The organism is Polaromonas hydrogenivorans, assembly GCF_040105105.1.
Taxonomy (GTDB): domain Bacteria; phylum Pseudomonadota; class Gammaproteobacteria; order Burkholderiales; family Burkholderiaceae_C; genus Polaromonas; species Polaromonas hydrogenivorans.
Map to the genome: position 1 here is coordinate 2,321,623 of NZ_CP157675.1, position 25,161 is coordinate 2,346,783.

At 62.2% G+C, this 25,161-nt stretch carries 23 protein-coding genes; 9 read left to right on the plus strand and 14 right to left on the minus strand.

All coding sequences use genetic code 11. From position 1 onward, the window contains the following. Nucleotides 1-23 precede the first annotated feature (23 nt). From ABLV49_RS11160 to ABLV49_RS11215, 12 genes are all read right to left on the minus strand, one after another. Nucleotides 24-1,676 carry an isovaleryl-CoA dehydrogenase gene (locus ABLV49_RS11160; RefSeq protein ID WP_349276481.1) on the minus strand — a complete coding sequence of 551 codons (1,653 nt, stop codon included), beginning with the start codon at nt 1,674-1,676 and terminating at the stop codon, nt 24-26. Between the two features lie 22 nt (nt 1,677-1,698). Continuing rightward, a complete protein-coding gene (locus ABLV49_RS11165; RefSeq protein WP_349276482.1) occupies nt 1,699-2,715 on the minus strand; it encodes an NADP-dependent oxidoreductase in 1,017 nt (338 codons plus the stop codon). Nucleotides 2,716-2,830: 115 nt separating this feature from the next. Beyond that, complete coding sequence (locus ABLV49_RS11170) at nt 2,831-3,274, minus strand: PaaI family thioesterase (RefSeq protein WP_349276483.1); 444 nt, start codon at nt 3,272-3,274, stop codon at nt 2,831-2,833. A gap of 6 nt (nt 3,275-3,280) precedes the next feature. Continuing rightward, nucleotides 3,281-4,072, minus strand: coding sequence for an SDR family oxidoreductase (locus ABLV49_RS11175; RefSeq protein WP_349276484.1), 792 nt, complete (start codon nt 4,070-4,072; stop codon nt 3,281-3,283). A 22-nt stretch (nt 4,073-4,094) separates the two neighbouring features. Further along, nucleotides 4,095-4,325: a hypothetical protein gene (locus ABLV49_RS11180; RefSeq protein ID WP_349276485.1), complete on the minus strand. Its 231-nt coding sequence runs from the start codon at nt 4,323-4,325 to the stop codon at nt 4,095-4,097. A 90-nt stretch (nt 4,326-4,415) separates the two neighbouring features. Further along, the gene (locus ABLV49_RS11185) at nt 4,416-5,591 is read right to left on the minus strand and encodes an acetyl-CoA C-acyltransferase (RefSeq protein ID WP_349276486.1); all 1,176 of its coding nucleotides are present in this window, start codon (nt 5,589-5,591) and stop codon (nt 4,416-4,418) included. A gap of 42 nt (nt 5,592-5,633) precedes the next feature. Further along, nucleotides 5,634-7,733 carry a 3-hydroxyacyl-CoA dehydrogenase NAD-binding domain-containing protein gene (locus ABLV49_RS11190; RefSeq protein WP_349276487.1) on the minus strand — a complete coding sequence of 700 codons (2,100 nt, stop codon included), beginning with the start codon at nt 7,731-7,733 and terminating at the stop codon, nt 5,634-5,636. 211 nt (nt 7,734-7,944) lie between these two features. Further along, a complete protein-coding gene (locus ABLV49_RS11195) occupies nt 7,945-8,640 on the minus strand; it encodes an ABC transporter ATP-binding protein (RefSeq protein ID WP_349276488.1) in 696 nt (231 codons plus the stop codon). Nucleotide 8,641: 1 nt separating this feature from the next. Next, the gene (locus tag ABLV49_RS11200; RefSeq protein ID WP_349276489.1) at nt 8,642-9,436 is read right to left on the minus strand and encodes an ABC transporter ATP-binding protein; all 795 of its coding nucleotides are present in this window, start codon (nt 9,434-9,436) and stop codon (nt 8,642-8,644) included. Then, nucleotides 9,433-10,725 (minus strand): branched-chain amino acid ABC transporter permease, encoded by a 1,293-nt coding sequence (locus ABLV49_RS11205; RefSeq protein WP_349276490.1) that lies wholly within the window; start codon nt 10,723-10,725, stop codon nt 9,433-9,435. The genes ABLV49_RS11200 and ABLV49_RS11205 overlap by 4 nt, the downstream gene beginning before the upstream one ends. A 5-nt stretch (nt 10,726-10,730) precedes the next feature. Next, the gene (locus ABLV49_RS11210; RefSeq protein ID WP_349281681.1) at nt 10,731-11,684 is read right to left on the minus strand and encodes a branched-chain amino acid ABC transporter permease; all 954 of its coding nucleotides are present in this window, start codon (nt 11,682-11,684) and stop codon (nt 10,731-10,733) included. Between the two features lie 70 nt (nt 11,685-11,754). Further along, nucleotides 11,755-13,380: a 3-(methylthio)propionyl-CoA ligase gene (locus ABLV49_RS11215; RefSeq protein ID WP_349276491.1), complete on the minus strand. Its 1,626-nt coding sequence runs from the start codon at nt 13,378-13,380 to the stop codon at nt 11,755-11,757. 196 nt (nt 13,381-13,576) lie between these two features. Between ABLV49_RS11215 and ABLV49_RS11220 the strand changes: the two genes are divergently transcribed. The 5 genes from ABLV49_RS11220 to ABLV49_RS11240 all read left to right on the plus strand — a co-directional run bounded on the left by ABLV49_RS11220 (nt 13,577) and on the right by ABLV49_RS11240 (nt 17,387). Continuing rightward, a complete protein-coding gene (locus ABLV49_RS11220) occupies nt 13,577-15,070 on the plus strand; it encodes a protein adenylyltransferase SelO (protein ID WP_349276492.1) in 1,494 nt (497 codons plus the stop codon). 33 nt (nt 15,071-15,103) lie between these two features. After that, nucleotides 15,104-15,514, plus strand: coding sequence for a peptide-methionine (R)-S-oxide reductase MsrB (msrB, locus tag ABLV49_RS11225; protein ID WP_349276493.1), 411 nt, complete (start codon nt 15,104-15,106; stop codon nt 15,512-15,514). A gap of 72 nt (nt 15,515-15,586) precedes the next feature. Further along, a complete protein-coding gene (locus ABLV49_RS11230; RefSeq protein WP_349276494.1) occupies nt 15,587-16,213 on the plus strand; it encodes a septation protein A in 627 nt (208 codons plus the stop codon). After that, complete coding sequence (locus ABLV49_RS11235; RefSeq protein WP_349276495.1) at nt 16,210-16,509, plus strand: BolA family protein; 300 nt, start codon at nt 16,210-16,212, stop codon at nt 16,507-16,509. The genes ABLV49_RS11230 and ABLV49_RS11235 overlap by 4 nt, the downstream gene beginning before the upstream one ends. Nucleotides 16,510-16,601: 92 nt before the next feature. Beyond that, the gene (locus ABLV49_RS11240) at nt 16,602-17,387 is read left to right on the plus strand and encodes a peptidylprolyl isomerase (protein WP_349276496.1); all 786 of its coding nucleotides are present in this window, start codon (nt 16,602-16,604) and stop codon (nt 17,385-17,387) included. A gap of 63 nt (nt 17,388-17,450) precedes the next feature. Here the strand turns inward: ABLV49_RS11240 and ABLV49_RS11245 are convergent, their stop codons facing one another. Then, on the minus strand, nt 17,451-19,901 hold the full coding sequence (locus ABLV49_RS11245) for a catalase (protein WP_349276497.1): 2,451 nt from the start codon (nt 19,899-19,901) through the stop codon (nt 17,451-17,453). A gap of 229 nt (nt 19,902-20,130) precedes the next feature. Beyond that, complete coding sequence (locus ABLV49_RS11250) at nt 20,131-20,865, minus strand: heparan-alpha-glucosaminide N-acetyltransferase (protein WP_349276498.1); 735 nt, start codon at nt 20,863-20,865, stop codon at nt 20,131-20,133. A gap of 148 nt (nt 20,866-21,013) precedes the next feature. On the opposite strand from ABLV49_RS11250, the gene ABLV49_RS11255 reads away from it, so the two are divergent. The 4 genes from ABLV49_RS11255 (at nt 21,014) to ABLV49_RS11270 (ending at nt 25,113) form a co-directional block, all read left to right on the plus strand. Then, complete coding sequence (locus ABLV49_RS11255; RefSeq protein WP_349276499.1) at nt 21,014-22,630, plus strand: alpha/beta hydrolase family protein; 1,617 nt, start codon at nt 21,014-21,016, stop codon at nt 22,628-22,630. 35 nt (nt 22,631-22,665) lie between these two features. Continuing rightward, nucleotides 22,666-23,337 carry an OmpW/AlkL family protein gene (locus tag ABLV49_RS11260; protein WP_349276500.1) on the plus strand — a complete coding sequence of 224 codons (672 nt, stop codon included), beginning with the start codon at nt 22,666-22,668 and terminating at the stop codon, nt 23,335-23,337. A gap of 38 nt (nt 23,338-23,375) precedes the next feature. Then, nucleotides 23,376-24,275 (plus strand): D-hexose-6-phosphate mutarotase, encoded by a 900-nt coding sequence (locus ABLV49_RS11265; RefSeq protein WP_349276501.1) that lies wholly within the window; start codon nt 23,376-23,378, stop codon nt 24,273-24,275. A 157-nt stretch (nt 24,276-24,432) separates the two neighbouring features. Then, on the plus strand, nt 24,433-25,113 hold the full coding sequence (locus tag ABLV49_RS11270) for a hypothetical protein (protein WP_349276502.1): 681 nt from the start codon (nt 24,433-24,435) through the stop codon (nt 25,111-25,113). Nucleotides 25,114-25,161 lie beyond the last annotated feature (48 nt).

Here is a 25,161-nt window from a genome sequence, read left to right on the forward strand (position 1 = left end):
CCTGGGAATTGCAATCATTGGCATTATGAAAGTTTCCGGGGCATGGCCCGTTCAATGATGCGGTCGAAATCAGTGCTTGAAGCCAGCGTGCCGAAGGTCTGCCCCCAATGGCCGGCAAGGCGCGAATCGCAAAATGCGTCAGCCACCGCACGGGGCGCGGTCTGGCAGAGCAGCGCGGCCTGCAAGGCCAGCGCCACCTCCTGCGCGAGGCGCCGGGCCTGCAGTTCAGATGCCATTTCTTCCAGGCGGACCGGCAGGGCGGCGGCCATCCGGTCAAGCGCCGGATGCGCGCCCTTGGCAGCCCGCAGTTCCTGCGCCAGCGCGGCCACGGCGCCCTGCTTGCGCAGGGCGCGCAGCAGGTCCAGCGCCATGATGTTGCCCGCGCCTTCCCAGATCGAGTTGACCGGCATTTCGCGGTAGATGCGCGCCATGATGCATTCGCCGCCCTCCTCCACATAGCCGTTGCCGCCCAGGCATTCCATGGCTTCCTGGGCAAACGCGCTGCCGCGCTTGCAGATCCAGAACTTGGCCACCGGCGTGAGCAGCCGCGACAGGGCCTGCTCGTGCGCATCATCTGGATGGTCAAAACACCTTGCAAGCCTTATAGATAGAGCGCAGGCAGCTTCACTTTCAATAGCAAGATCAGCCAGCACGTTGCGCATCAGCGGCTGCTTGATCAGGGGCTGGCCAAACGCGCTGCGCTGGGCGGTGTGGTTCAGGGCCAGGCTGAGCGCCTGCCGCATCAGCCCGCTGGTGCCCAGGGCGCAGTCGAGCCGCGTCATGGTGCCCATGGCCAGGATTTGCGGCACGCCCCGGCCTTCTTCGCCCACCAGCCAGGCGCTGGCGGCGCTGAACTCGACTTCGGCGCTGGCATTGGCCTTGTTGCCGAGCTTGTCCTTCAGGCGCTGGATGCGAATCACGTTGAGCGACCCGTCAGGCAGCACGCGCGGCAAAAACAGGCAGGACAGGCCGGCAGGCGCCTGCGCCAGGATCAGGAAGGCGTCGCACATCGGGGCCGAAAAAAACCACTTGTGGCCGGTCACGGCGAAGCGCTGGCCCCAGCCGTCCATGCCGTCGGGCACGGCCCGCGTGGTGTTGGCGCGCACGTCCGATCCGCCCTGTTTTTCCGTCATGCCCATGCCCATGGTGACGCCGGGCTTGTCGCGCCACACTTTCAGCATCTGGTCGTACTGCCGGCTGGTGAGCTTGGGCGCCCAGTCGGCGTAAATCGCCGCATTGCCACGCAAGGCCGGGGTGACGGCGTAGGTCATCGAAATCGGGCACAGGCTGGACGGCTCCAGTTCGGTGAACAGCATGAAGCCGGCGGCGCGTTCGACATGCGGCGAAGGGCTTTGATGATTTGCCCACGGCGTGCCATGCAGCCCGGCGCCCACGGCCTCGGTCATCAGCGCGTGGTAGCTCGGGTGGAATTCGACCTGGTCGATGCGCCGGCCGAAACGGTCATGGGTGTGCAGCTCGGGCGCATGCACATTCGCCAGCCGGGCATGCGTTTGCATGTCGGCCGTGCCCAGCCGGGCGCCCAGTTGCAGGAGTCCAGCAGTGCTCAGCCCCGGCGCGTTGAACTTCAGGGCATCGCGCAAAGCACGGTTGCCCTCGAACAGGTTGTAATTAACCAGCGGTTCGGGCTGGTTGAAGACTTCATGGGTGATGTCCATGGCCGCCTCCCGGGTTCAGAAGTTAAATGAGCTTGACCAGTTGCTTGCCGAAGTTCTTGCCCTTGAGCAGGCCCAAAAAGGCTTCAGGGGCGGCTTCAAGGCCCTCCGCCACCGATTCCCGGGGGTGCAGCTTGCCCGTGGCCACCAGCGCGGCGAGTTCCTTCAGCGCTTCGGGCCAGACCTCCAGGTGTTCAGTGACGATGAAGCCCTGCACCTTGAGCCGGCTGGTCAGAATCAGCGCCGGGTAGGTCAGCGGCATGGGCTTGCCGTCGTAGCCGGCAATCATGCCGCACACTGCGATCCGGCCAAACGCGTTCATGCGCGGCAGCACCGCATCGAGCACCATGCCGCCGACGTTTTCAAAGTAGCCGTTAATGCCGTCGGGACAGGCTGCTTTGAGCGCCTTGGACAGCGACGCCGCATCCTGGTGCAGCTTGTAGTCGATGCAGGCGTCAAAGCCGAGTTCTTCCACCGCGTAACGGCATTTGTCCGGACCGCCGGCAATGCCGACCGTGCGGCAGCCGCGCGCCTTGGCCAGGGCCGCGAAGGCACTGCCGACGGCGCCCGTCGCGGCACTCACGACCATGGTTTCGCCCGCCTTGGGCTCGATGAGCTTCACCAGGCCGTACCAGGCCGTGACGCCGGGCATGCCGACGGCGCCCAGGTAGTAGGACAGCGGCACATGGGAGGTATCGACCTTGCGCAGCGCGCCGGGCTCGTCGGCGTTCACCACGCCGTAGAGCTGCCAGCCGCCCACGCTGACCACCTTGTCGCCGGGCTGGAATTTGGGCGAGCGGCTTTCAACCACTTCGCCAACGGTGCCGCCCAGCATCACCTGGCCCAGCGGCTGCGGTGCGGTGTAGCTTTTGGAGTCGTTCATGCGGCCGCGCATGTACGGGTCCAGGCTCAAATAATGGTGGCGCACCAGCACCTGGCCATCCTGCAAGGGGGGCGTTTCGCTGCTGACGAGCCTGAAATTGCTGGCGACGGCTTCGCCGGCGGGCCGGTTGTCGAGCAGGAACTGCTGATTGGCGGGCATGGGAATCTCCTTGGATCAGGTGGACGCTTTAAATGGCTATTTTGCTATTTAATTGATAGCTATTGATGCATGTACTGCGTGCGCAAAATCCTTTTTTGATGCATAAAAATGGGTTTCAGTCGGTTGAAATCGGCCTGACGGGCGAATCGGGCGCATTCCCCGCTTCGCTCGCCTTTCGCCTGACGTACTTGAAGGTCCCGGTCGAGTGGGCGCAGGCCTGGCCTTGGGCATCGTAAATCGTGGCCTCGGTAAACGCCAGCGACTTGGTGCGGTGCATCAGCCGGCCCCTGGCCGTGAGCGGGCTGCCATCGCCGGGCGCGGGCCGCATGAAGCTGGTTTTCATCTCGATGGTGACCACGCCCATGTCCTTTTGCACGCTGCGCGCGGCCACGGCCATGGCCACGTCGAGCAGCGTCATGCAGGCGCCGCCGTGCGTGACGGAAAACGAATTGAGGTGCTCGGGCAGCGGCGTGTAGCCAATGGCCGACTCGCCGCCCTCAAACAATTCCAGCGTAAAGCCGAGGTGGTGGACGAAAGGAATTTCTGCGCCGAAGTTCATCGCTGATCAGCCTCCGGTAACGACCGACACGCCGCCATCGACCGCCAGCCACTGGCCGGTGATGTGCTTGCCCGCATCCGACGCGTACAGCACGCACAGGCCCTTGAGGTCTTCGTCATCGCCCAGTCGGCCCAGCGGCGCGTGGGCGGCGAGTTGTTCCTCGCCCATGGCCTTGAGCGTGCCGACCGTCATCCTGCTCGGGAAAAATCCCGGGCAAATGGCGTTGACCGTGATGTTGTTCACGCCCCATTCGCACGCCAGCGCACGGGTGAAATTGACCACCGCGCCCTTGGAGGTGTTGTAGGCGATGGTGTTCATGCCGCGCGGATTGCCGCCCAGCCCGGCAATCGACGCCACGTTGATGATGCGGCCCGACTTGCGCGGGATCATGCTGTGCCTGGCAATGTGCTGCGACAAGATGAAGTAGCCGCGCACATTGAGACTCATTACCTTGTCCCAGGCTTCGACCGGATGGTCTTCGGCCGGCGCGCCCCAGGCGGCGCCGGCGTTGTTGACCAGGATGTCCACATGGCCGAAGCGCCTGATGGTTTCGTCGGCCAGGGCGCGGATGTCGTCCTCCCTGGCGCAGTCGGCGGCAATCCAGTCCACGTCGATGCCGGCGGCTTTCAACACGCCAGCGGACTCGACCAGGTCTTCAGCCTTGCGCGAGCTGAGCATGACCCGGGCGCCGGCCTCGCCCAGCGCCTGCGCCAGTTGCAGGCCCAAGCCGCGCGAGCCGCCGGTGACGAGTGCGGTCCGGCCCTTGAGGTCGAACAGTTGCTGGATGGTACGGGTCATCGAAAGTTTCCTTTTAATTTGTTCAGGGTTCGGTGTTGATTCGCGAGCGGACATAGATCAGGACCACACCCAAGACCGCCGCCAGCCCACCGCCCGCCATCAGCGACCAGCCGGTGTCGTCGTCCATCGGCGCGGCCCACAGGCCCAAAATCAACGCCAGCAGGCCACCATAAATCAAAATCCAGATGACGGCTTCCAGGCGCGCCACGAATTTGCTGGAAACCGTTCCCGTCGATGGCTTGAACAAAGCCATCAAGACGCCTCTTGCGGCAAGTCGGCGCGGGTCCGGTCCCTACAAAGAGTTGGCATGACTGGCCTGTGTGGCGTGTGTGAATACCCGGTTTTACAACACTTCGAAAATACCCGCAGCGCCCATGCCGCCGCCTATGCACATGGTCACGCAGACGCGCTTGGCGCCGCGCCGCTTGCCTTCGATCAGCGCATGGCCGGTCAGGCGCTGGCCGGTGACGCCGTAAGGGTGGCCGACCGCAATCGCTCCGCCATTGACATTGAGGCGGTCCATCGGAATGCCCAGCTTGTCGGCGCAGTACAGCACCTGCACGGCAAAGGCTTCGTTGAGTTCCCACAGGTCGATGTCCCCCACCGTCAGGCCCAGCTTGGCGAGCACCTTGGGAATAGCGAAGACCGGGCCGATGCCCATTTCATCGGGTTCGCAGCCGGCGACGGCAAAACCCAGGAAGCGTCCCAGCGGCTTGAGGCCTTTGCGCTCGGCGACTTTTTCATCCATCACCACCACCGCGCCGCCACCGTCCGAAAACTGGCTGGCATTGCCGGCCGAGATCAGGCCGCCCGGCAAGGCCGAGCGCAGGCCGCTGATGCCTTCCTTCGTCGTTCCGGCGCGGATGCCTTCGTCCTGGCTAACCGTGACCTGTTTGGTCATCAAGCCCATCACCGGATCAGCAACGCCCATGGTGACGGTGATCGGTGCGATCTCGGCCTCGAACAGGCCGGCAGCCAGCGCGGCGATGGCTTTTTGCTGGCTGGCCGCGCCGTATTCGTCCATGCGTTCGCGGCTGATTTCGTAGCGCTTGGCGACCTGCTCGGCGGTTTGCAGCATGTTCCAGTAAATCTCGGGCTTGTTTTTGGCGAGCCAGTCCTCGCGCAGCATGTGGGTGTTCATCTCCTGCTGCACGCAGGAAATGCTTTCGACACCGCCGGCGACGTAAATGTCGGCTTCGCCGGCAATGATGCGCTGCGATGCCAGGGCAATCGCCTGCAGGCCGGACGAGCAAAAGCGGTTGACGGTCATGCCCGAGACGGTGACGGGGCAACTGGCGCGCAGGGCGATCTGCCGCGCGATGTTGGCGCCGGTCGCGCCTTCGGGCGTGGCGCAGCCGATGATGACATCATCGACTTCGGCGGCGTCGATGCCGGCCCGGGAAAGGGCGTGCTGCACCGCATGGCCGCCCAGGGTGGCGCCGTGCGTCATGTTGAAAGCGCCCTTCCAGCTCTTGGCCAGAGGGGTGCGGGCGGTGGAAACGATTACAGCTGAGGTCATGAAAATCTCCGAATTAGGGGGGCTTGACGGGGTGGGCGCTGGTCAGTTGAAGGTCTTGCCTTCGGCAGCGAGCCGGGCCAGCAGCGGCGCGGGCTTCCAGAAATTGGCGTCGTCGAGCGGATTTTTCGCAAAGCGCTTCATCGCCTGCACCACGTTGAACAGGCCGACCTGGTCGGCATACAGCATCGGGCCACCCCGGTAAATCGGGAAACCGTAGCCCATCAAATACACCATGTCGATGTCGCTGGCCTTGGATGCAATGCCCTCCTCCAGGATGTGCGCGCCCTCGTTGACCAGCGAATACACCAGCCGCTGGACGATTTCCTCGTCCGAAATCTTGCGCGGCGTGATGCCCAATGAGGCGCGGTGTTCCTCGATCATCTTGACGACATCCTGGTTCGGAATCGCATCGCGCTTGCCGGCCACGTAGTCGTACCAGCCGGCGCCGGTCTTCTGGCCGAAGCGGCCCTTCTCGCACAGCAGATCAGCGGTCTTGCTGTATTTCATGTCCGGCTTTTCCTGGTAGCGGCGCTTGCGGATGGCCCAGCCGATGTCGTTGCCGGCCAGGTCGCCCATGCGGAACGGCCCCATGGCAAAGCCGAATTTCTCGATGGCCTTGTCCACCTGTTCGGGCGTGCAGCCCTCGTCAAGCAAAAAGCCGCCCTGGCGGCCATACTGCTCGATCATGCGGTTGCCGATGAAGCCGTCGCATACGCCCGACACCACCGCCGTCTTGCGGATTTTCTTGGCCAGCGCCATTACCGTGGCCATCACATCCTTGGCGGTCTTGTCGCCGCGCACCACTTCAAGCAGCTTCATGATGTTGGCCGGGCTGAAGAAATGCAGGCCGACCACGTCTTCGGGGCGCTGGGTAAACGAGGCGATCTTGTTCAGATCGAGCGTCGAGGTGTTGGACGCCAGAATCGCGCCGGGCTTCATCACGCGGTCGAGTTCCTTGAAGACTGTTTCCTTCACGCCCATGTCCTCGAACACGGCTTCGATGACCATGTCGGCATCCTTGAGGTCGTCGTAGCTCAGCGTGGTGCTGAGCAGGCCCATGCGCTGCTCGTATTTGTCGGCCTTCAGCTTGCCCTTCTTGACCTGGGATTCGTAGTTCTTGCGAATCGTGGCGATGCCCCGGTCCAGCGCTTCGGGCTTCATCTCCAGCATCTTGACCGGAATGCCGGCGTTGAGGAAATTCATGGCGATGCCGCCGCCCATGGTGCCGGCGCCGATGACAGCTATTGAATTAATAGCGCGCTGCGCAGTATCTGCGGGCACATCCGGTATTTTTGATGCTGCACGCTCGGCCATGAAGATGTGCCGCAGCGCGCGGCTTTCAGGCGTAAACATCAGGTTGGTGAACAACTCGCGCTCCAGCCGCATGCCTTCGTCGAATTTCTGCTGGGTCGCCGCTTCGACGGCATCGACGCACCTGAGTGGCGCCGGGAAATTCTTCGCCATGCCCTTGACCATGTTGCGGGCAAATTGAAAGTACGCATCGCCGTTGCGGTGCTTGCACGGCAGGTTGCGGACCAGCGGCAAGGGGCGGGTATCGGCAATCGCCTGCGCGAAGGCAAACGCCTCGTCGGCCAGCGTTTCCGCCGAAGACGCCATCCGGTCAAACAGCTTCTGGCCGGGGATTTGCGCCAGCAATTCGCTCTTGACCGGCTCGCCGCTGACGATCATGTTCAGCGCCGGCTCCACGCCCAGCGCGCGCGGCAGGCGCTGGGTGCCGCCCGCGCCCGGCAGCAGGCCGAGCTTGACTTCAGGCAGCGCCACGCTGCAGCCCGGCGCGGCGATGCGGTAGTGGCAACCCAGCGCCAATTCGAGTCCGCCGCCCATGCAGACCGAATGCATCGCGGCCACCACCGGCTTGGACGAGTTTTCAACCGCCAAAATTACGCTGAGCAGGTTGGGCTCCTGAACCGCCTTGAGCGAGCCGAACTCGTTGATGTCGGCGCCGCCCGAAAACGCCTTGCCCGCGCCGGTGATGACGATGGACTTGACGGCATCGTCGTCGTTGGCTTGTTGCAGGTTGTCGGTAAGGCTCAGGCGGGTGGCGTAACCCAGGCCGTTGACCGGCGGATTGCTCAGGGTGATCAGCGCCACCGAGCCGTGGACTTCGTAGAGGGTTGTCATTGCGATTGTCTTTCCTTGATTGAAATGTCAGTGGTGAAGCATCGGGCGGCAATCAGCACCGTGGCAGGCGCAGGCAACTACCGGCAAAAATAGTACGACCGTTCTTTTTTATATTGTAGGGAGGGTTTATGACGGCGCAAAGCTTCCCTGATTCGGGTTTACCCGGGTTTTGCGGCGGGTTTGTCCCAGCGGTGACAACAGCGCCAGCCTTTTACACCTCCAGCCACTCTTTTCGGATGCCAGCATCGGCGCGCAGGCTGTCGGGCGTGCCATCGAACACGATGCTGCCGTGGCCCATGACCAGAACCCGGTCGGAAATCGCCATGGCAATCGTCAGCTTTTGCTCGATCAGCAGCACCGAGATGCCCCTGGCCTTGAGGGTTTGCAGGTACTGCCCGACCATCTCGACGATCTTGGGCGCCAGCCCTTCGGTCGGCTCGTCAATGATGATGAGGTCCGGGTCGCCCATCAGGGTTCGGCACAGCGTGAGCATCTGCTGCTCGCCGCCTGACAGCACGCCAGCCTCCAGGTGCTGGCGCTCGCGCAGACTGGGGAACAAGGTGTACATGTCATTGAACGACCAGCGCGACCCTTTGCCCGAGCCCTTCTGGCCGAGCAGCAGGTTCTGGCGCACGGTCAGCGTGGGAAAAATGTCGCGGTTTTCAGGCACGTAGCCGAGGCCGAGGTGGGCAATCTGGTAGGCCTTCTTGCCAACGATTTCCGCATTTTTCCAGAGGATGGAGCCCCTGCACTCGACCAGCCCCATGATGGCCTTGGCGGTGGTCGAGCGGCCCGATCCGTTGCGGCCCAGCAAGGCGACGATTTCGCCGGGCCGGACTTCAAACGAAACGCCGTGCAGGACGTGGCTTTTGCCGTAATAGGCGTGAAGGTTGATGAGTTTCAGCATGTCAGCGTCCCTGTCCTTGCGCATCCGCCACCGGCAAGCCCAGATACGCCTCCTGCACGCGCGGGTCGGCGCGCACCGCTTCGGGAACATCGCAGGCAATCACTTCCCCATAGACGAGGACGGCAATCCTGTCTGCCAGGCCAAACACCACGCCCATGTCATGCTCGACCGTGAGCAGCGTCTTGCCCACCGTGACTTCCTTGATCAGGCTGATGAAGCGGCTGGTTTCGGAGCGGCTCATTCCGGCCGTCGGCTCGTCCAGCAGGATCACGCTGGCGCCGCCTGCAATCGTGATGCCGATTTCCAGCGCGCGCTGTTCGGCGTAGGTCAGGTGGGTGGCCAGCACGTCGCGCTTCCTGTCGAGCTTGATCATCGCCATCAGTTCATCGGCGCGCGCATTGGCGTCATGCAGGTTGGCCAGGAACTTCAAAAAGGTGTACTTGTAGCCCAGGCTCCAGAGCACGCCGCAGCGCAGGTTTTCAAACACGCTGAGCTTGGGGAAGATGTTGGTGATCTGGAAACTGCGCGACAGGCCGAGCCGGTTGATCTCGAACGGCTTCTTGCCGTTGATGCGCTCGCCGTTCAGCAGCACGTCGCCGCTGCTGGGCTCGAAGCGCCCGCTGATCAGGTTGAACAGCGTCGATTTGCCGGCGCCGTTCGGCCCGATGATGGCCACCCGCTCGCCCGGGTTGACGGCCAGGTTGGCGCCGCGAATGATTTCGGTCTTGCCGAAGCTTTTGCGAAGCTTTTTAAGCTCCAGCGCATAGCCGGCGCGGGGTACGGTGTCAATTTTCATAGCAACTCCCGGCGCTTGATCTCGGTTTCGATTTCATCCTGCACACGGCTCCACTGCACAACGAACCTGCGGCGCGCCAACTCGAACAGCCCCAGGCCGGTCAGGAAAACAATTCCAGCCCCCAGCCAGGTGCCGGGCTCGATGGCATTGAGCGTCAGGCCCATGAACTTCAGTTCCGGCCCGACGGCGGCGTTGAGTTGCTGGTGATAGACCATCTCGACCATGGCGGCAGCACCCATAAGTGCGGCGAACGCAGTCAAGGCCAGCGCCAGGTAGCCCGGCCACAAGCGCCCGAGCTTGCCGAACGCTGCCACGCGCAGGTTCATCACGATCAGGCTGGCAATGCCGCCGGGCGCATGCATCACCATGAACAAAAACATCAGCCCGACATACAGCAGCCAGGCCATCGACAGCTCCGACAGCCAAACCAGCGCCAGCACCATCAGGACAGCGCCGACGATGGGGCCGAAAAAGAAGGTCGCGCCGCCCAGGAAGGTGAACAGCAGCAGGCTGCCCGAACGCACGCTGCTGACCACTTCGGCCGTCACGATTTCCGAATTGATGGCCGCCAGCCCGCCGCCGATGCCGGCAAAAAAGCCGGCGATGATGAAGGCGTGGTAGCGCACGCGCTGGGTGTTGTAGCCGATGAACTCGACGCGCTCGGGGTTGTCGCGCACGGCGTTCAACATGCGGCCTAGCGGCGTGCCGGTGAAGGCGAACATGGCGGCGGTGCAGGCAAAGCAGTAGGCCGCGATCAGGTAATACACCTGGATCTGCGGGCCGAAGGTGATGCCCCACAGCGGCTTGCCGTAGGCGCGGTTGGTGGTGATGCCGCCTTCGCCGCCAAAAAATTCCGGGAACATCAGCGACATGGCAAACACCAGCTCGCCCACGCCCAGGGTGATCATGGCAAAGGTGGTGCCGGCTTTCCTGGTGGTGACATAGCCCAGCAAGGCGGCAAAGAACAGCCCCGACAGGCCGCCGACCAGCGGGATCAAGGAAAGCGGAATATAAAAGCGGCCGCTCGCCGCCAGGTTCATCGCATGAATCGCCAGGAACGACCCCAGCCCGGCATACACCGCATGGCCAAAACTCAGCATGCCGCCCTGCCCCAGCAAGATGTTGTAGCTCAGGCAGATGATGACCAGGTAGCCGGCCTGCGACAGCAGGGTCAGCGACAGGCTGCTTTTGAACAGCAGCGGTGCGGCAACCAGCAGCAGCGCATACAGCGTCCAGACGACCCATCGGCCGGTGTTGAAGGGTTTGAAGGCTTGAATAGTGCTTGCCATGCGCCTTAACCTTCCCGCGTGCCCAGAAGGCCCTGGGGCCGGAAGATCAGCATCAACACCAGGAGCAAAAATGGCAGGACGGGCGCCACCTGCGAAATGGTGAGCTTGAGCAAGGGATAGCCCAAGGTTTCAGGCGTGACCACGTAGCCCAAGCGCGCCAGCAGCGTCATCAGCGACTGGTCCATCGCGACCGCGAAGGTCTGGACCAGCCCGATCAGAATCGACGCCAGAAAAGCCCCGCTGAGTGAACCCAGGCCGCCGACCACGACCACCACGAAGATGATCGCGCCGACCGAGCCGGCCATGGCGGGCTCGGTGACAAAGGCAGTGCCTCCCACCACGCCGGCCAGCCCGGCCAGCGCCGCGCCGCCGCCGAACACCAGCATGAAGATTCGCGGCACATTGTGGCCCAGCGCCTGCGCCATTTCCGGATGCGTCAGCGCCGCCTGGATCACCAGCCCGATGCGGGTGCGGCTCAAGAGCAGCCAGATGCCGGCCAGCATGGCCAGCGAGATGAACATGATGAAGGCGCGCGACTTGGGAAAGTGGGTGCCGAACACGGTGAACAGCGGCCCCTGCAATTCACCGGGCAAGGCGTAATTGACCGCCGCACGGCCCCAGATGAGCTGGACGACTTCGAGCAGCAGGTAGGACAGGCCAAACGTCACCAGCAATTCGGGCACATGGCCGAATTGGTGGACCCGGCGCAGGCAAAAGCGCTCGAAGGCCGCGCCCAGCGCAAACACCACCAGCGGCGCGGCCAGCAGCGACCACCAGAAACCCATCACCTGCGACAGGCTGTAGGCCACATAGGCGCCCACCATGTAGAAGGAAGCATGGGCAAAATTGAGCACACCCATCATGCTGAAAATCAGCGTCAGCCCCGCGCTGAGCATGAACAGCAGCAGCCCGTAGCTCAGCCCGTTGAGCAGGGAAATGGTGAAGAACTCCAGAGTCATGGTCGCGTCGAATGCCTGAATGAAAAAGGCCCGATGGTAAGTCGGGCCTTGCTGCATGGCTTCAGATTTATCAGGCTTGCGGCAGCTTGTAGTCTTTCAGCATCTCGCGCAGCCGGGTCTTGAGCATCTTGCCGGTCGCGCCCATGGGGATGGCATCGACAAACACCACGTCATCGGGAATCTGCCATTTGGCGGTCTTGCCTTCGTAGAACTTCAGCAGCGCTTCGCGGCTGACGTCCATGCCCGGCTTTTTCACCACCGCGATGATGGGCCGCTCGTCCCATTTCGGATGCGCCACGCCGATGCAGGCGGCCATGAGCACCGCAGGATGCGCCACGGCGATGTTTTCAATGTCAATCGAGCTGATCCATTCGCCGCCCGACTTGATGACATCCTTGCTGCGGTCGGTGATCTGCATGTAGCCGTCGGCGTCAATCGTGGCCACGTCGCCGGTCGGAAACCAGCCATCGACCAGCGGGTCGCCCTCGCCCTTGTAGTATTCACGGATGATCCACGGCCCCTTGACCATCAGGTCGCCATAGGTCTTGCCATCCCAGGGCAATTCCTTGCCGGCCCCATCGACGATCTTCATGTCAACGCCGTAAATCGCGCGTCCCTGCTTGAGGCGGATCTTCATCTTCTCGTCGGCCGACAAGCCGTCATGCTTGTTCTTCAGCGTGCACAGCGTTCCCAGCGGGCTCATTTCGGTCATGCCCCAGGCGTGCAGCACTTCCACGCCGTAGTCGTCGCTGAAGGCCTGGATCATGGCCGGCGGGCAGGCCGAGCCGCCAATCACGGTGCGGCGCAGGCTTGAAAAACGCAGGCCTTCGGGCTTCATGTGCGTCAGCATCATTTGCCAGACCGTCGGCACGCCGGCGGCATAGGTGACTTTTTCGGCCTCGATCAGCTCATACACCGACTTGCCGTCGAGCGCCGGGCCGGGGAACACCAGCTTGGCCCCGGTGAGCGCGCCTGAATACGGCAGGCCCCAGGCATTGACGTGAAACATCGGCACCACCGGCAAGATCGCATCGCGCGCCGAGATGCCCATCACGTCGGGCAAGGCCGCCGCATACGCGTGCAGCGTGCTGGAGCGGTGGCTGTACAGCGCCGCCTTCGGATGGCCGGTGGTGCCGCTGGTGTAGCACATGCTCGACGCCGTGTTTTCATCAAATTCTGGCCAGTCGTAGTCGCCCGGTTGCGCGGCAATCCAGCTTTCGTAGCTCTGCAAGTTGGGAATGCCCGAATCCACCGGCAGCTTGTCCGCATCGCACAGCGCGATGTAGTGCTTGATGGTCGGACATTTGGCGTGGAAGGCCTGCACCAGCGGCAAAAAGCTCAGGTCGAAGCACAGCACCTGGTCTTCGGCGTGGTTGGCGATCCAGGCGATCTGCTCAGGGTGCAGGCGTGGGTTCAGCGTGTGCAGCACGCGGCCCGAGCCGCTGACGCCGTAGTACAGCTCGAAATGCCGGTAGCCGTTCCACGCCAGCGTGGCCACGCGGTCGCTGAAGTTCAGGCTCAAGGCGTCCAGCGCATGGGCGACCTGGCGCGAACGCCGGGCCGCCTCCTTGTAGGTGTAGCGGTGGATGTCGCCCTCGACCCGGCGCGAGACGATTTGCGCATCGCCATGGTGGCGCGCGGCAAATTCGATCAGTGATGAAATCAGCAAGGGCTGGTTCTGCATTAAACCTAACATTGTCTGCGTCCTTTTTTTATCGCCCGCTCGGGCTGCCATGAAAATCGTCTGAACCGGTTTGCATGGTACAGGCGGCATTCACCGGCCAGCTTCGGGAAACTCCGTAGCCATGCCACCTTGGCGACACCTTGCAACGCAATACACAACCCTTATCCCTGGCTGCACACGGCTGCTTGCCCCATAGCACAATAAAGCCATGAGCACTGCCTTCGACACCCCAACAACCACCAGCCCCCATCCTGCCGCGCCTGACCTGAAATGGGTCAACAGCTTTGCCGGACTGGGTGCCAATTTCTACACCGATCTGGCGCCCAGCCCCCTGCCGTCGCCGTACTGGGTCGGGCGCAACCGCGCGCTGGCGCACGAACTGGGGCTGGACGATCAATGGCTGGAGTCGGCCGAGACGCTGGCCGCCTTGAGCGGCAACCAGCCCTTGCCCGGCGCCAGGCCGCTGGCCAGCGTGTACAGCGGACACCAGTTCGGCGTCTGGGCCGGACAACTGGGCGACGGCCGGGCCATCCTGCTCGGGGAACTCGAAACGCCCAAGGGGCCGCAGGAAGTCCAGCTCAAAGGCGCGGGCAAGACGCCCTATTCCCGCATGGGCGACGGCCGGGCCGTGCTGCGCAGTTCGATCCGCGAGTTCCTGTGCTCCGAAGCCATGCATGGCCTGGGAATTCCCACGACGCGCGCGCTGTGCGTGACCGGCTCCGATGCGGCAGTGCGGCGCGAGGAAATCGAAACCGCGGCCGTCGTGACGCGCACGGCGCCGAGCTTTATCCGCTTCGGCCATTTCGAGCATTTCAGCTACCGCAACAAACCGGCGCAGCTCAAGGCGCTGGCCGATTACGTCATAGCCCGTTTTTATCCCGACTGCCGCGAGGCCAGGCAGCCGTATGCAGCGCTGCTCCAGGCCGTCAGCGAACGCACCGCGCACATGATGGCGGCCTGGCAGGCTGTCGGCTTTTGCCATGGCGTGATGAACACCGACAACATGAGCATCCTGGGGCTGACGATTGACTACGGCCCGTTCCAGTTCCTCGATGCGTTCGACCCCGGCCACATCTGCAACCACTCGGACGACCATGGCCGCTATGCCTACAACAAGCAGCCCAACATGGCGTACTGGAACCTGTTCTGCCTCGGCCAGGCCTTGCTGCCCTTGATCGAGAACCAGGAAGACGCGCTGGCCGCGCTGGAGTCGTACAAAACCGTGTTCCCGGAGGCGCTGCAGGCCCGGATGCGCGCCAAGCTGGGGCTACCCGATGAGCATGAAGGCGACGGCCAGCTGATCGAAAGCACCTTCCGGCTGCTGGCCAGCAATAAGGTGGACTACACGATTTTCTGGCGCCGGCTGTGCGGCTTTACCGCGCAAAGCGGCCACGAGCCGGTGCGCGACCTGTTTTTCGACCTGGAATCCTTCAATGCCTGGGCGCTACAGTATTCAGAGCGGATCATGCCCGTGGATATTGCGCAAAGGGCCGATTTGATGCTTAAAAGCAATCCAAAATACGTGCTGCGCAACCACCTGGGCGAAGAAGCCATCCAGGCGGCGAAACTAAAAGACTTTTCGCAGGTCGATACCCTGCTGACGCTGCTGCAAGCCCCCTTTGACGAACATGACGGACACGACAGCTTTGCCGGCTTCCCGCCCGACTGGGCAGCGTCGATTGCCATCAGTTGCAGTTCGTAAACCCTTTTACCTAAATACCAGGATAGAAACATCATGAGCGCCAAGATCCAGAAAACCGATGCCGAATGGAAAACCCTGCTGGCTGAAAAAGGCGCCGAACCCGTGGCCTTCAACGTCACCCGCCACGCCGCCACCGAACGCCCGTTCACCGGCAAATACGAGGACAACTATGCCGAAGGCACTTACCGTTGCATCTGTTGCGACGCCGAGCTGTTCGACTCGTCCACCAAATTCGACGCCGGCTGCGGCTGGCCGAGTTTTTCACAGGAAGTGAAGGAAGGCGCGATTGAAGAGCATGTGGACAAGGCCCACGGCATGACACGCACCGAAACCGTTTGCGCCAACTGCGGCGCCCATCTGGGCCATGTTTTTCCCGATGGACCCACGCCAACGGGACTGCGCTATTGCATGAATTCTGCTTCGCTGGATTTCAAACCACGCTGAACGCCAACCCATCAACCTGCCTGCACGCCGACCCGTCGATTCCAGCCGGCAGGCGCAAGCCATAATTACCCCATGAAAATTCTGTTCGATTTCCTGCCGATAGCGCTTTTCTTCGGCATGTTCAAGTACGCCGAAGGGCACAAGGACTGGGCGGCCGGCACCGCGACCGACTGGCTGGGCTTCATGGTCTCGGGCGGCGTGGTCGGCCCGGCCGAAGCCCCCGTGCTGCTGGCAACGGTGGTGGTGATCGTCGCCACGCTGGCGCAAATTTTGTGGCTCAAGGCGCGCGGCCGCAAGGTCGATACCATGCTCTGGGTCAGCCTTGCGCTGGTCACCGCGCTGGGCAGCGCCACGATTTACTTTCACAGCGAAAGCTTCATCAAGTGGAAGCCGACGGTGCTGTACTGGGTGATGGGCGCTTCGCTGCTGGTGGGCGAGCTGGTGTTCAGGAAAAACGGCATCAAGTCGCTCATGGGCGCGCAAATGAGCCTGCCCGACGCGGTCTGGCGCAAGGTCAATTTCAGCTGGGTGACTTTCTTTGCGGCCATGGGTTTCCTGAACCTCTGGGTCGCCTTCAATTTCCCCACCAGCACCTGGGTCAACTTCAAGCTGTTCGGCGGCATGGGCCTGATGCTGGTGTTTGTTCTGGCGCAGGCATTTTTCCTTAACAAACACATCAAGCCGGACACCACCTCATGAACACCTCATCCAGCAGCAACGCAGCCCTGCCAGTGCGCGTCAAGGAAATTGAGCAGCAGCTCCACACACGGCTTGCCCCGACCCAACTCGAAGTGCTGGACGAAAGCGCCGCGCATGCGGGCCACTCCGGCGCCAATGCGCAGGGCATGGGTTCGCACTTTCGCGTTCGCATTGCCAGTCCGGCGTTCGACGGCAAGAGCCGCGTCGCCTGCCACCGGCTTGTGTATGATGCAATGCAAAATTTCATCGATCAGGGTCTGCATGCCCTGGCCATTGAGATCATCAAGCCAGTTTGAAGCGCTTGATCTTTCACAAGAAGGTCCGGCTTGCGGCTGGCAACAATCAAACCCCCTCACAAGCACCATTCCCAAGGATTTCCACTTTGATCATGAAAAAACAATTTTTACTGGCCACCGCCATGGCCAGCCTGCTGGTCATGGGCGCCCAGGGCGCCATGGCCCAGAACGTCGCCATCGTCAACGGCAAGGCCGTGCCCAAGACCCGCCTCGACGCGCTGGCCCAGCAGGTCGCCAAGGCCGGCCGCCCGGTCACGCCTGAAATGGAAGGCCAGTTGCGCGAAGAAGTCATCGCCCGCGAAGTGTTCATGCAGGAAGCCGAGAAACAAGGCATCGCCGCCAGTGACGACTTCAAGGCGCAGATGGAACTGGCTCGCCAGACCCTGATGATCCGCGAACTGTTTGCCAGCTACCAAAAGAAAAACCCGGTGACCGATGCCGACCTGAAGGCCGAATACGACAAGTTCGCGGCAGCCAGCGGCGGCAAGGAATACAAGGCGCGCCACATCCTGGTTGAAAAAGAGTCCGAGGCCACCGCCATCATTGCCAGCCTGAAAAAAGGCGGCAAGTTCGAGGACATCGCCAAGAAGCAATCCAAGGATCCAGGTTCTGGCGCCAAGGGCGGCGACCTAGACTGGGCCAACCCGTCCAGCTACGTGCCTGAATTCACCGAAGCCCTGCTCAAGCTGAACAAGGGCCAGATGACCGACACCCCGGTCAAGTCGCAGTTCGGCTACCACGTCATCCGCGTGGACGACATCCGCAGCGCCAAGCTGCCGGCCTTTGAAGAAGTCAAGCCGCAAATCGCCCAGCAGATGCAGCAGCAAAAGCTCGCCGCCTTCCAGGAAGAGCTGCGCAAAAAAGCCAAGGTCGAATAAGCAAACCATTGCGCCCATAAAAAAACGCGGCCTTGGCCGCGTTTTTTTATGGGCGGAGCAAGCTCACACTCGCGGCGGGTCGGTTTCGCGCGCCGGGTGACGGTGCAGCGCAATGCCCTTGATAAAGGTTGCCGCAGCATCGGCCGCGCTCCCCGAAGGTGCAATGATCAGGCCGACATCGGGCTTGCCGTCGGGCAGCGTGGCCGGCACGCCTGCTTTTTCAAGCAGCGCGCTTGCAGCGCCCAGCGCCAGGATGGTCTTGCCATGCCGGTACTGGTCCTTGATGAACTCCATCGTGTGGCCGTCCTTCGCCAGCGCATCGACAGCGGCTTGCCCATCGGGCAGCACCAGCGCATCAAACAGGAAGCCGGGCTCGTTTTCCAGCGAAGCATCGGCATCGAGCGTTTTACCCTCGGCCGTGGCGACTGAGCCGATATGCGGTGCCACCAGACGCGGGACGGCGCCTTCGGCCAGCAAGGCAGCCTGCACCTGCGCCATCGACTCGCCCATGACGCCGGGCGCAACCAGCAGGGCAATCTTGCGCGCCTTGATGCTGCCGTCGCCCAGACGCGCCATCAGCGACAGCGGCGGCGAAACCGTCACCTCGGGCTTGGCCGGCTGGGCCAGCGCCAGGGGCATGGCGTCGGGCAGCGTGTCCATTCCCAGTCCCTCGGCGACTTTTTGCGCCAGGGCTTCGGACGCATTGCGCAGCATCGACACGGTACGCTGGCGAATGGCCGGCACCGTGACCTTGCTCAACTCAAAGCGAAAGGCGGCCGCGATATGCGCTTGCTCGGCCGGCGTCTGGCTTTCATAAAACAGCGTCGCCTGGGTGTAGTGATCGGCAAACTTCTCGGGTTTGCCGCGCACCTTGGCTTGCTCCTCCTGCGCCTGCAGCCGGGCCGGCACCGTGACAAAGCCTTGCGCCGCGCCAGCCTGGAAAGGACAGCCGCCGGCCAGCGAGTTCGGCTCATAGGCCACGCGCCCCCGGGGAATGGCCTGGCGGTGCATGCCGTCGCGCTGGTTGTTGTGAACCGGGGCAATCGGCGAATTGATCGGAATCTCGTGGAAGTTCGGGCCGCCCAGGCGAGAAATCTGCGTGTCCACATAGGAGTGGATGCGCCCTGCCAGCAGCGGATCGTTCGAAAAATCAATCCCCGGCACCACATGCGCGGTGCAGAACGCCACCTGCTCGGTTTCCGCGAAAAAGTTGTCCGGGTTGCGGTTGAGCACCATGCGGCCGACCGGCTGGACCGGAATCAGCTCTTCGGGAATGATCTTGGTGGCGTCCAGGATGTCGAAGCTGAACTGTTCAGCCTGCGCTTCGGTGAAGATTTGCACGCCCAGTTCATATTCCGGGTAAGCGCCCGACTCGATGCGCTCCCACAGGTCGCGCCGGTGATAGTCCGGGTCGGCGCCCGAAATTTTCACGGCTTCATCCCACACCAGCGAATGCGTGCCGGCGGTCGGGTTCCAATGGAACTTGACGAACACCGACTCGCCGGCTTCGTTGACAAAACGAAAACTGTGAACGCCAAAGCCCTGCATGGTCGCAAAGCTGCGCGGTATGGCGCGGTCCGACATCACCCACATCAGCATGTGGGTGGATTCAGGCATCAAGGAAACAAAGTCCCAGAACGTGTCGTGCGCGCTGGCGGCCTGCGGCATCTGGTGATGCGGCTCGGGCTTGACGGCATGGATCAGGTCGGGAAACTTCATCGCGTCCTGGATGAAGAACACCGGCATGTTGTTGCCTACCAGATCCCAGTTGCCTTCGTCGGTGTAGAACTTGACGGCAAAGCCGCGCACATCGCGCGCCGTGTCCTTGGAACCGCGCTCGCCGGCCACGGTGGAAAAGCGCACGAACACCGGCGTGATCTTGCCGGCTTCCTTGAACGGCGCGGCCTTGGTGTACTGCGTCAGCGGCGCATAGCATTCAAAAAACCCGTGGGCGCCGGAACCCCGCGCATGCACGATGCGCTCGGGAATGCGCTCGTGGTCAAAGTGGGTGATCTTCTCGCGCAGCACGAAGTCTTCGAGCAGCGCCGGCCCGCGCAGGCCAAACTTCAGGGAGTTCTGGTTGTCGGACACCGCCACGCCCTGGTTGGTGGTCAGCATCCGGCCGGACGAATCCACACGCACGCGGTCCAGCGGCTCGATGGTGGCATTCACGCCTTCGGGCACAACGCTGCCGGTTTTTTCAGTGCCGTTTTCTTCCGACAGCGTGCTGCCCGTCGGCAGCCTTGAGGCAGGCTCGGCCGTGGCCCCTTGCTGCGGCGCGATTGCGTTGGCAAATCCATGCTCGGCGGGCTTGGTGGCGTTGAACGGCATGGCGGCAGCCAGCGTCTCGGTCTGGGCCATTTTTTCAGCGAGAACATCGCCGCCTGCCGCAGGACGGGTCCTGGCAGGGCCGCTGTCGGTATTGCACGCTGCGGCTTTTGCGGCATTGCTGTTTTTGGCAGCGCTTTTGCCGGAGTGATTTTGGCCATTGGCCGGTGGAGTGGTTTTGGGCATGGTCGTCAGGAATGAGCCGGCAGAATTGCCAGCCATTAAAGTACCGGGGCACTGAAAAACCACCTGTAGGACGTTGCCGCCTGCCTGGGACAGCATTTTTTTCGAGCGTTAAAGTTGTCCCAGCATCCTGTGGATAACTTTGTTGATGAGTTGCCGGAAAAGTCCGCAAAGCGTGACAGGACGCGGCCTGGCACCAGGGTGCCTGAATTTAAGGCAGCGCAGGACCGGCTTATTTCAGCGCACCGATGGCCATCAGGAGGCCGATCAGCAGCGGCTGATGCAGCAGGTAGTAACTCAGGCTCCAGCGCCCCAGCCCGGCCAGGGCTCGGCCTGCCGGCCCCGTTTGAAGCCCGAACCAGTGCGGCCGCCGGCGCAGCGCCCAGCTTCCCGCCGCCATGCCCCACCACATCACCCCCAGCCACGGAATAAGGGGCACATAGTCTTCAGTGACGGGTTTTCGGCTGATCAGCCCCAGCCAGTTCAGCAGGTTCTGGTTCAAAAAATCAATTCCAGGCCACACGGCATGAGCGCCAATCGCCACGAACTTCATGGCAATGGCCGCGCTGCCCAGAAACCACAGCCAGCGCCCCCAGCCGGCCGTCAGGCGCACGATGAGCAGCATCACGGCCAGGCCATGCAGCACGCCAAAATAAATAAAGCTTTGCGGATACATCGCGTAGGAGCCGGCGCTGACCAGCAACGCGGACCCGGCCACCTGAGCCCAGCGCCGCCAGAACCTAGGCCAGGTCTGGCTCTGCTGAACGGCAACTGCCTGGCCCAGTCCGGCGGTAAAAAGAAACAGGCTGACAATCGCGCTGCGCTGCCAGGTCCAGAACGGATCGGTGTAGAAGTTTTGCTGCAGGTAGCCAAAATGGTTCAGGTCGAAGCAGAAGTGATAGGCCGTCATCCAGACGATGGCGATGCCGCGCAGGGCATCGAGGGAGTCAAAGCGGCGAAACAGCATGGCGCAGAGTTTACGCAGATGTTTTTTTGCAACGCCCGGGACTGGCTAAGTAATAACCCGGCCTGCTGCCGGGGACAAGTTCGTTAATATTTGTAAAAGAAAATAGGACGTTCGTTCTATTCCACCACCCCCTCCAAAACGGGCCAGCATGAAAACAATCCATTTATTGAGCATCGTCGCGGCAGCATCGTTACTGGTCGCCTGCGGCGGCGACTCGCCAAGCAACCTGGGCGTGGTGGACAACAGCCCCGCGCGCGGTACGCTGATCCAGAATCCGCCCATCCGCACGGCCTTTTTCACGGCGGGGGACTTTGCCGCCAAACTCAATGCAAGCGCCAGCGGCCGCAACCTGCTGGCCATTGCCGGCACGCCCAAGTGCGGCGTCGATGTGCAGTACATCCACTACGGCACCGTGGGCGGCGCCAGTGAAAGCACCGACGCCACGGGCGCACTGATGACGCCGTCGGGCGGCCCGGGCTGCACCGGCAGCCGGCCCATCGTGCTGTACGCGCACGGCACCACGACCGTGAAAAGCTACAACCTGGCCAACCTGCTCGACGAGGGCAGCCCGGCCTATTCCGAAGCTGCCCTGATTGCCGCGATCTATGCGGCCCAGGGCTTCATCGTGGTGGCGCCCAACTACGCGGGTTACGAGTCGTCCAAACTGCCCTACCACCCTTACCTGAATGCCGACCAGGAATCCAAGGAAATGATGGACGCGCTGAGCGCCGCACGCAAGGCGCTGCCCGGCTTGCTGCAGCCGGTGCAGGACAGCGGAAAGCTCTTCATCACCGGCTATTCGCAAGGCGGCCATGTGGCCATGGCCACCCACAAGGCGATGCAGGCGGCAGGCCAGCCCGTGACCGCCAGCGCGCCCATGTCCGGCCCCTACGCGCTGGCCGCCTACACCGATGCCATTTTCTACGGCAACGTGGGCCTGGGCAGCACACTGTTCTCCCCCTTGCTGGTCAACAGCTACCAGAAGGCCTACGGCAATCTCTACAGCCAGCTCACCGACATCTACGAGCCGTCCTACGCCAGCGGCATCGACACCCTGCTGCCGACCGACACCCCGCTTTCAACGCTGTTCGCGCCGGGCGGAAAGCTGCCGCAAACCGCGTTGTTCAGCCGCACGCCGCCCACCGCGCCGGCCGGTTCGCCAGCGTCTTTGCAGCCGACGCTGAACGCCATCAGCCCGCCGACGACACCGCCCGAGCTGGCCCCGCTGTTTGCCCTGGGCTTTGGCACCAGCAACCTCGTGACCAACGCCGCGCGCCTGAACTTTCTGCTCGACGCCTTTGCCAATCCCGATGGCGCGGTTCCGAGCGTGACCACCGCCCAGCCAGCCGCCAACCCGGCCCATCCGATACGCATCGCCACCAAGAAGAACGACCTGCGCAACTGGACGCCCACACGCCCCGTGCTGCTGTGCGCTGGCAGCGGCGACCCCACGGTGTTCTACAACGTCAACACCCAGCTGATGCAGGCTTACTGGTCAAGCCCCTCGCCGGCAGCGCCGCCGGCGGGTTTGCTGACCGTGCTCAATGTGGACTCGGCGCCTACCGGCGCGGCCGACCCTTACGCCGCCGTCAAGGCCGGCTTCGGCCAGGCCAAGGCCGGCACGGCGGCCGCCGCCGTTTCGGCGGGCGCCTCTGATGGCGGCGCCTCCGCCGTCGTGCAGGCTTACCACGGCTCGCTGGTTCCGCCATTCTGCAATGCCGCGGCACGCGGTTTTTTCCAGCAGATCGCTGCTGCCGGTTTGTAAATCACAAGGACAGATTCATGAAAAACAGGCATTTAATGCTCGCCAGCCTTGTGGCGGCCTTTGCAGCAGCCCCGGCCATGGCGCAGCAAAACACCATCAAGCTTGGCGTTGCCAATGTGCAGCCCCATTCCAGCGCCAGCGACTTTTCCGGACCCTTCACGCCGGGCGGCATCAGCGTCGAAGTGCGCAACAAGACAACGTCCTTCTTTTCCTATACACGCGAAATCAACGACCAGTGGGATGTGGAACTCGCCTTGGGTGACTCGCCTACCCATGACATTGCCTTGAAAATCAACAACCCAGGCCTGCCCGCCAGCGTTCAGGCCATGTCGGGCCAGGTCGCCGCAACCGTCCGGCAGGTCGCGCCCGTGCTGTTCGTCAATTACAAGTTTCTGGAAAAAACCAGTCCCTGGCGGCCATTTGTAGGCGTGGGCATCAACTACACGAACTTTGACAAGACCCATTCCACCGCTGCCGGCGACACCCTCAATGGCGGCCCGACCTCCGTTTCGCTGGAAGATTCGGTGGGCCTGGCCCTGCAGGGCGGCGTGACTTACCGGATCAACAACCAGTGGTCGCTGTCGGCGGCACTGATAACAGCGCAGGTCAAATCCAAAATCACCACCAACACCCTGGGCATCGAGCGGAGCGCCGACATCAAGTTCAGGCCCCGGGTGTTTACCCTGGCCATGGGCTATTCGTTTTGAGTTGATCGGGGAACGCATGGCTTGCCATAATTCAGGCCATGCACCTTCCACCCCAGATCACCCCCCTCCAGCATGCGGGCCACAGCGCCCTGCAACTGACCACCCGCCACGGCACCGCCATCGTCGCCCTTCACGGCGCGCACCTGCTGTCGTGGACGCCCACGGGCCAGCGCGATGTGCTCTGGCTGTCTCCCGAGGCCCTGCCCGAGCCCGCCGCCATTCGCGGCGGCGTACCGGTGTGCTGGCCGTGGTTTGCCAAGCAGGGCATGCCCCTTGATGCGCTGCAGCACGGCCCGGCGCGCGTCAATCCGTGGCAAGTCAGCGCGATTCACGCCAGCAGCGACGATGAAATCAGCCTGAGCCTCGTACCCTGCGCGCAAGCCACCGGCGATGCCTCGTCCAGCCTTGCGGAACTCGCGCCCGGTCTGCAGGTCAGCCTGCGCATCACGCTGGGCGAAACCCTGAGCCAGACCCTGCACACGCGCAACCTGGGCAGTGAAACTTTTCAGCTGACGCAAGCGCTGCACAGCTACTTTGCCGTCAGCCACGCCGCGCAGGTGGGCATCGAAGGCCTCATCGACCTGCCCTACCTGGACAAGCTGCGCGGCATGGCGGCGGACGTGCAGCAAGTCCCGTTCGCGTTAGAGCTGGCCTGTGACCGCATCTACCATGCCGCACAAAAATCGGGCGATTCGTTTCCAGGGCGCTACACGCTGACCGACCCGGCCTGGCAGCGCAGCATCGTGATTGAAACCGAGGGCAGCCAGTCCGTGGTGGTCTGGAACCCGGGCCGCGAAGGCGCCCGCAGCATCGCCGACGTGCCCAATGACGGCTGGCAGGATTTTTTCTGCATCGAGGCGGCGAATGCCGAGCCGGATGGGGTGATGCTGGCGCCGGGAGCCGAGCACTGGCTGGGGCAGACTTTGAGTGTTATTTAGCTGGTTTCCGCTTACGGCGTTTGCATAAGTCGCTATGAATAATGAAGCGATTTCAGCTTGTATCCGCCGCTTAAAGCACTGAAAGCACCGCCATAATGAGTGCCATCTAGGGGAAAACTTGTGATCCCCTACGGCTATATCCACCGAATACCTCCCTATGCCCCTTTATCCAGTTTTTACGAATCTCATTCAGCGTTATGAAGAAAGTGCGGTCCTGCGGGGACTCGTCCAATTAATTCCACTTAGCATTGGATCGGCAATCGACACAGCCGTCTTAACTAAAGTCCAAGCAATCAGAGCAACCCGCATGACCGAATTCTTCGATGAATTGTCGCGTGGAGAAATAGAACTCAAGCAGGAGCTACTGGATAACAATGACTTCCTCCATTGCTTCTTTGCCACTACTGAAGCAGCTTTCAAAACAAACCGAACGGAAAAGATTAGGTTTTTAGCCCGTCTTCTTCTTGCCGCAGCCGTTGATGGACGACTATCGGACATCGATGAATACGAAGAGTACCTCGGAATTCTCGACGATCTGTCTAACCGCGAACTAGCCGTGCTTACTCTTCTCGACAAGTACGAGTCAAGTCATCCAAAGGGTGAGAGTGAAAATGATCTCCAGTGCGCCACGCGATTTTGGAAAGAATTTTCTAGCGAACTCACCGACAAATTAGCGATTCCTCCTAATGAGATCGATGCAATGCTGACTCGTCTAAATCGCAGCGGGTGTTACGAAACATTTGTAGGAGGTTATATTGGCTATACGGGTGGCATGGGGAAAACTACACCAAGCTTTCATCGACTTAAGTCTTTAGCTCTAGTAGAAAGTGGCCGCTAATCAGCCACATTTGAGTAATACATAAAATAGACCTCTAGCGCCCGTCAG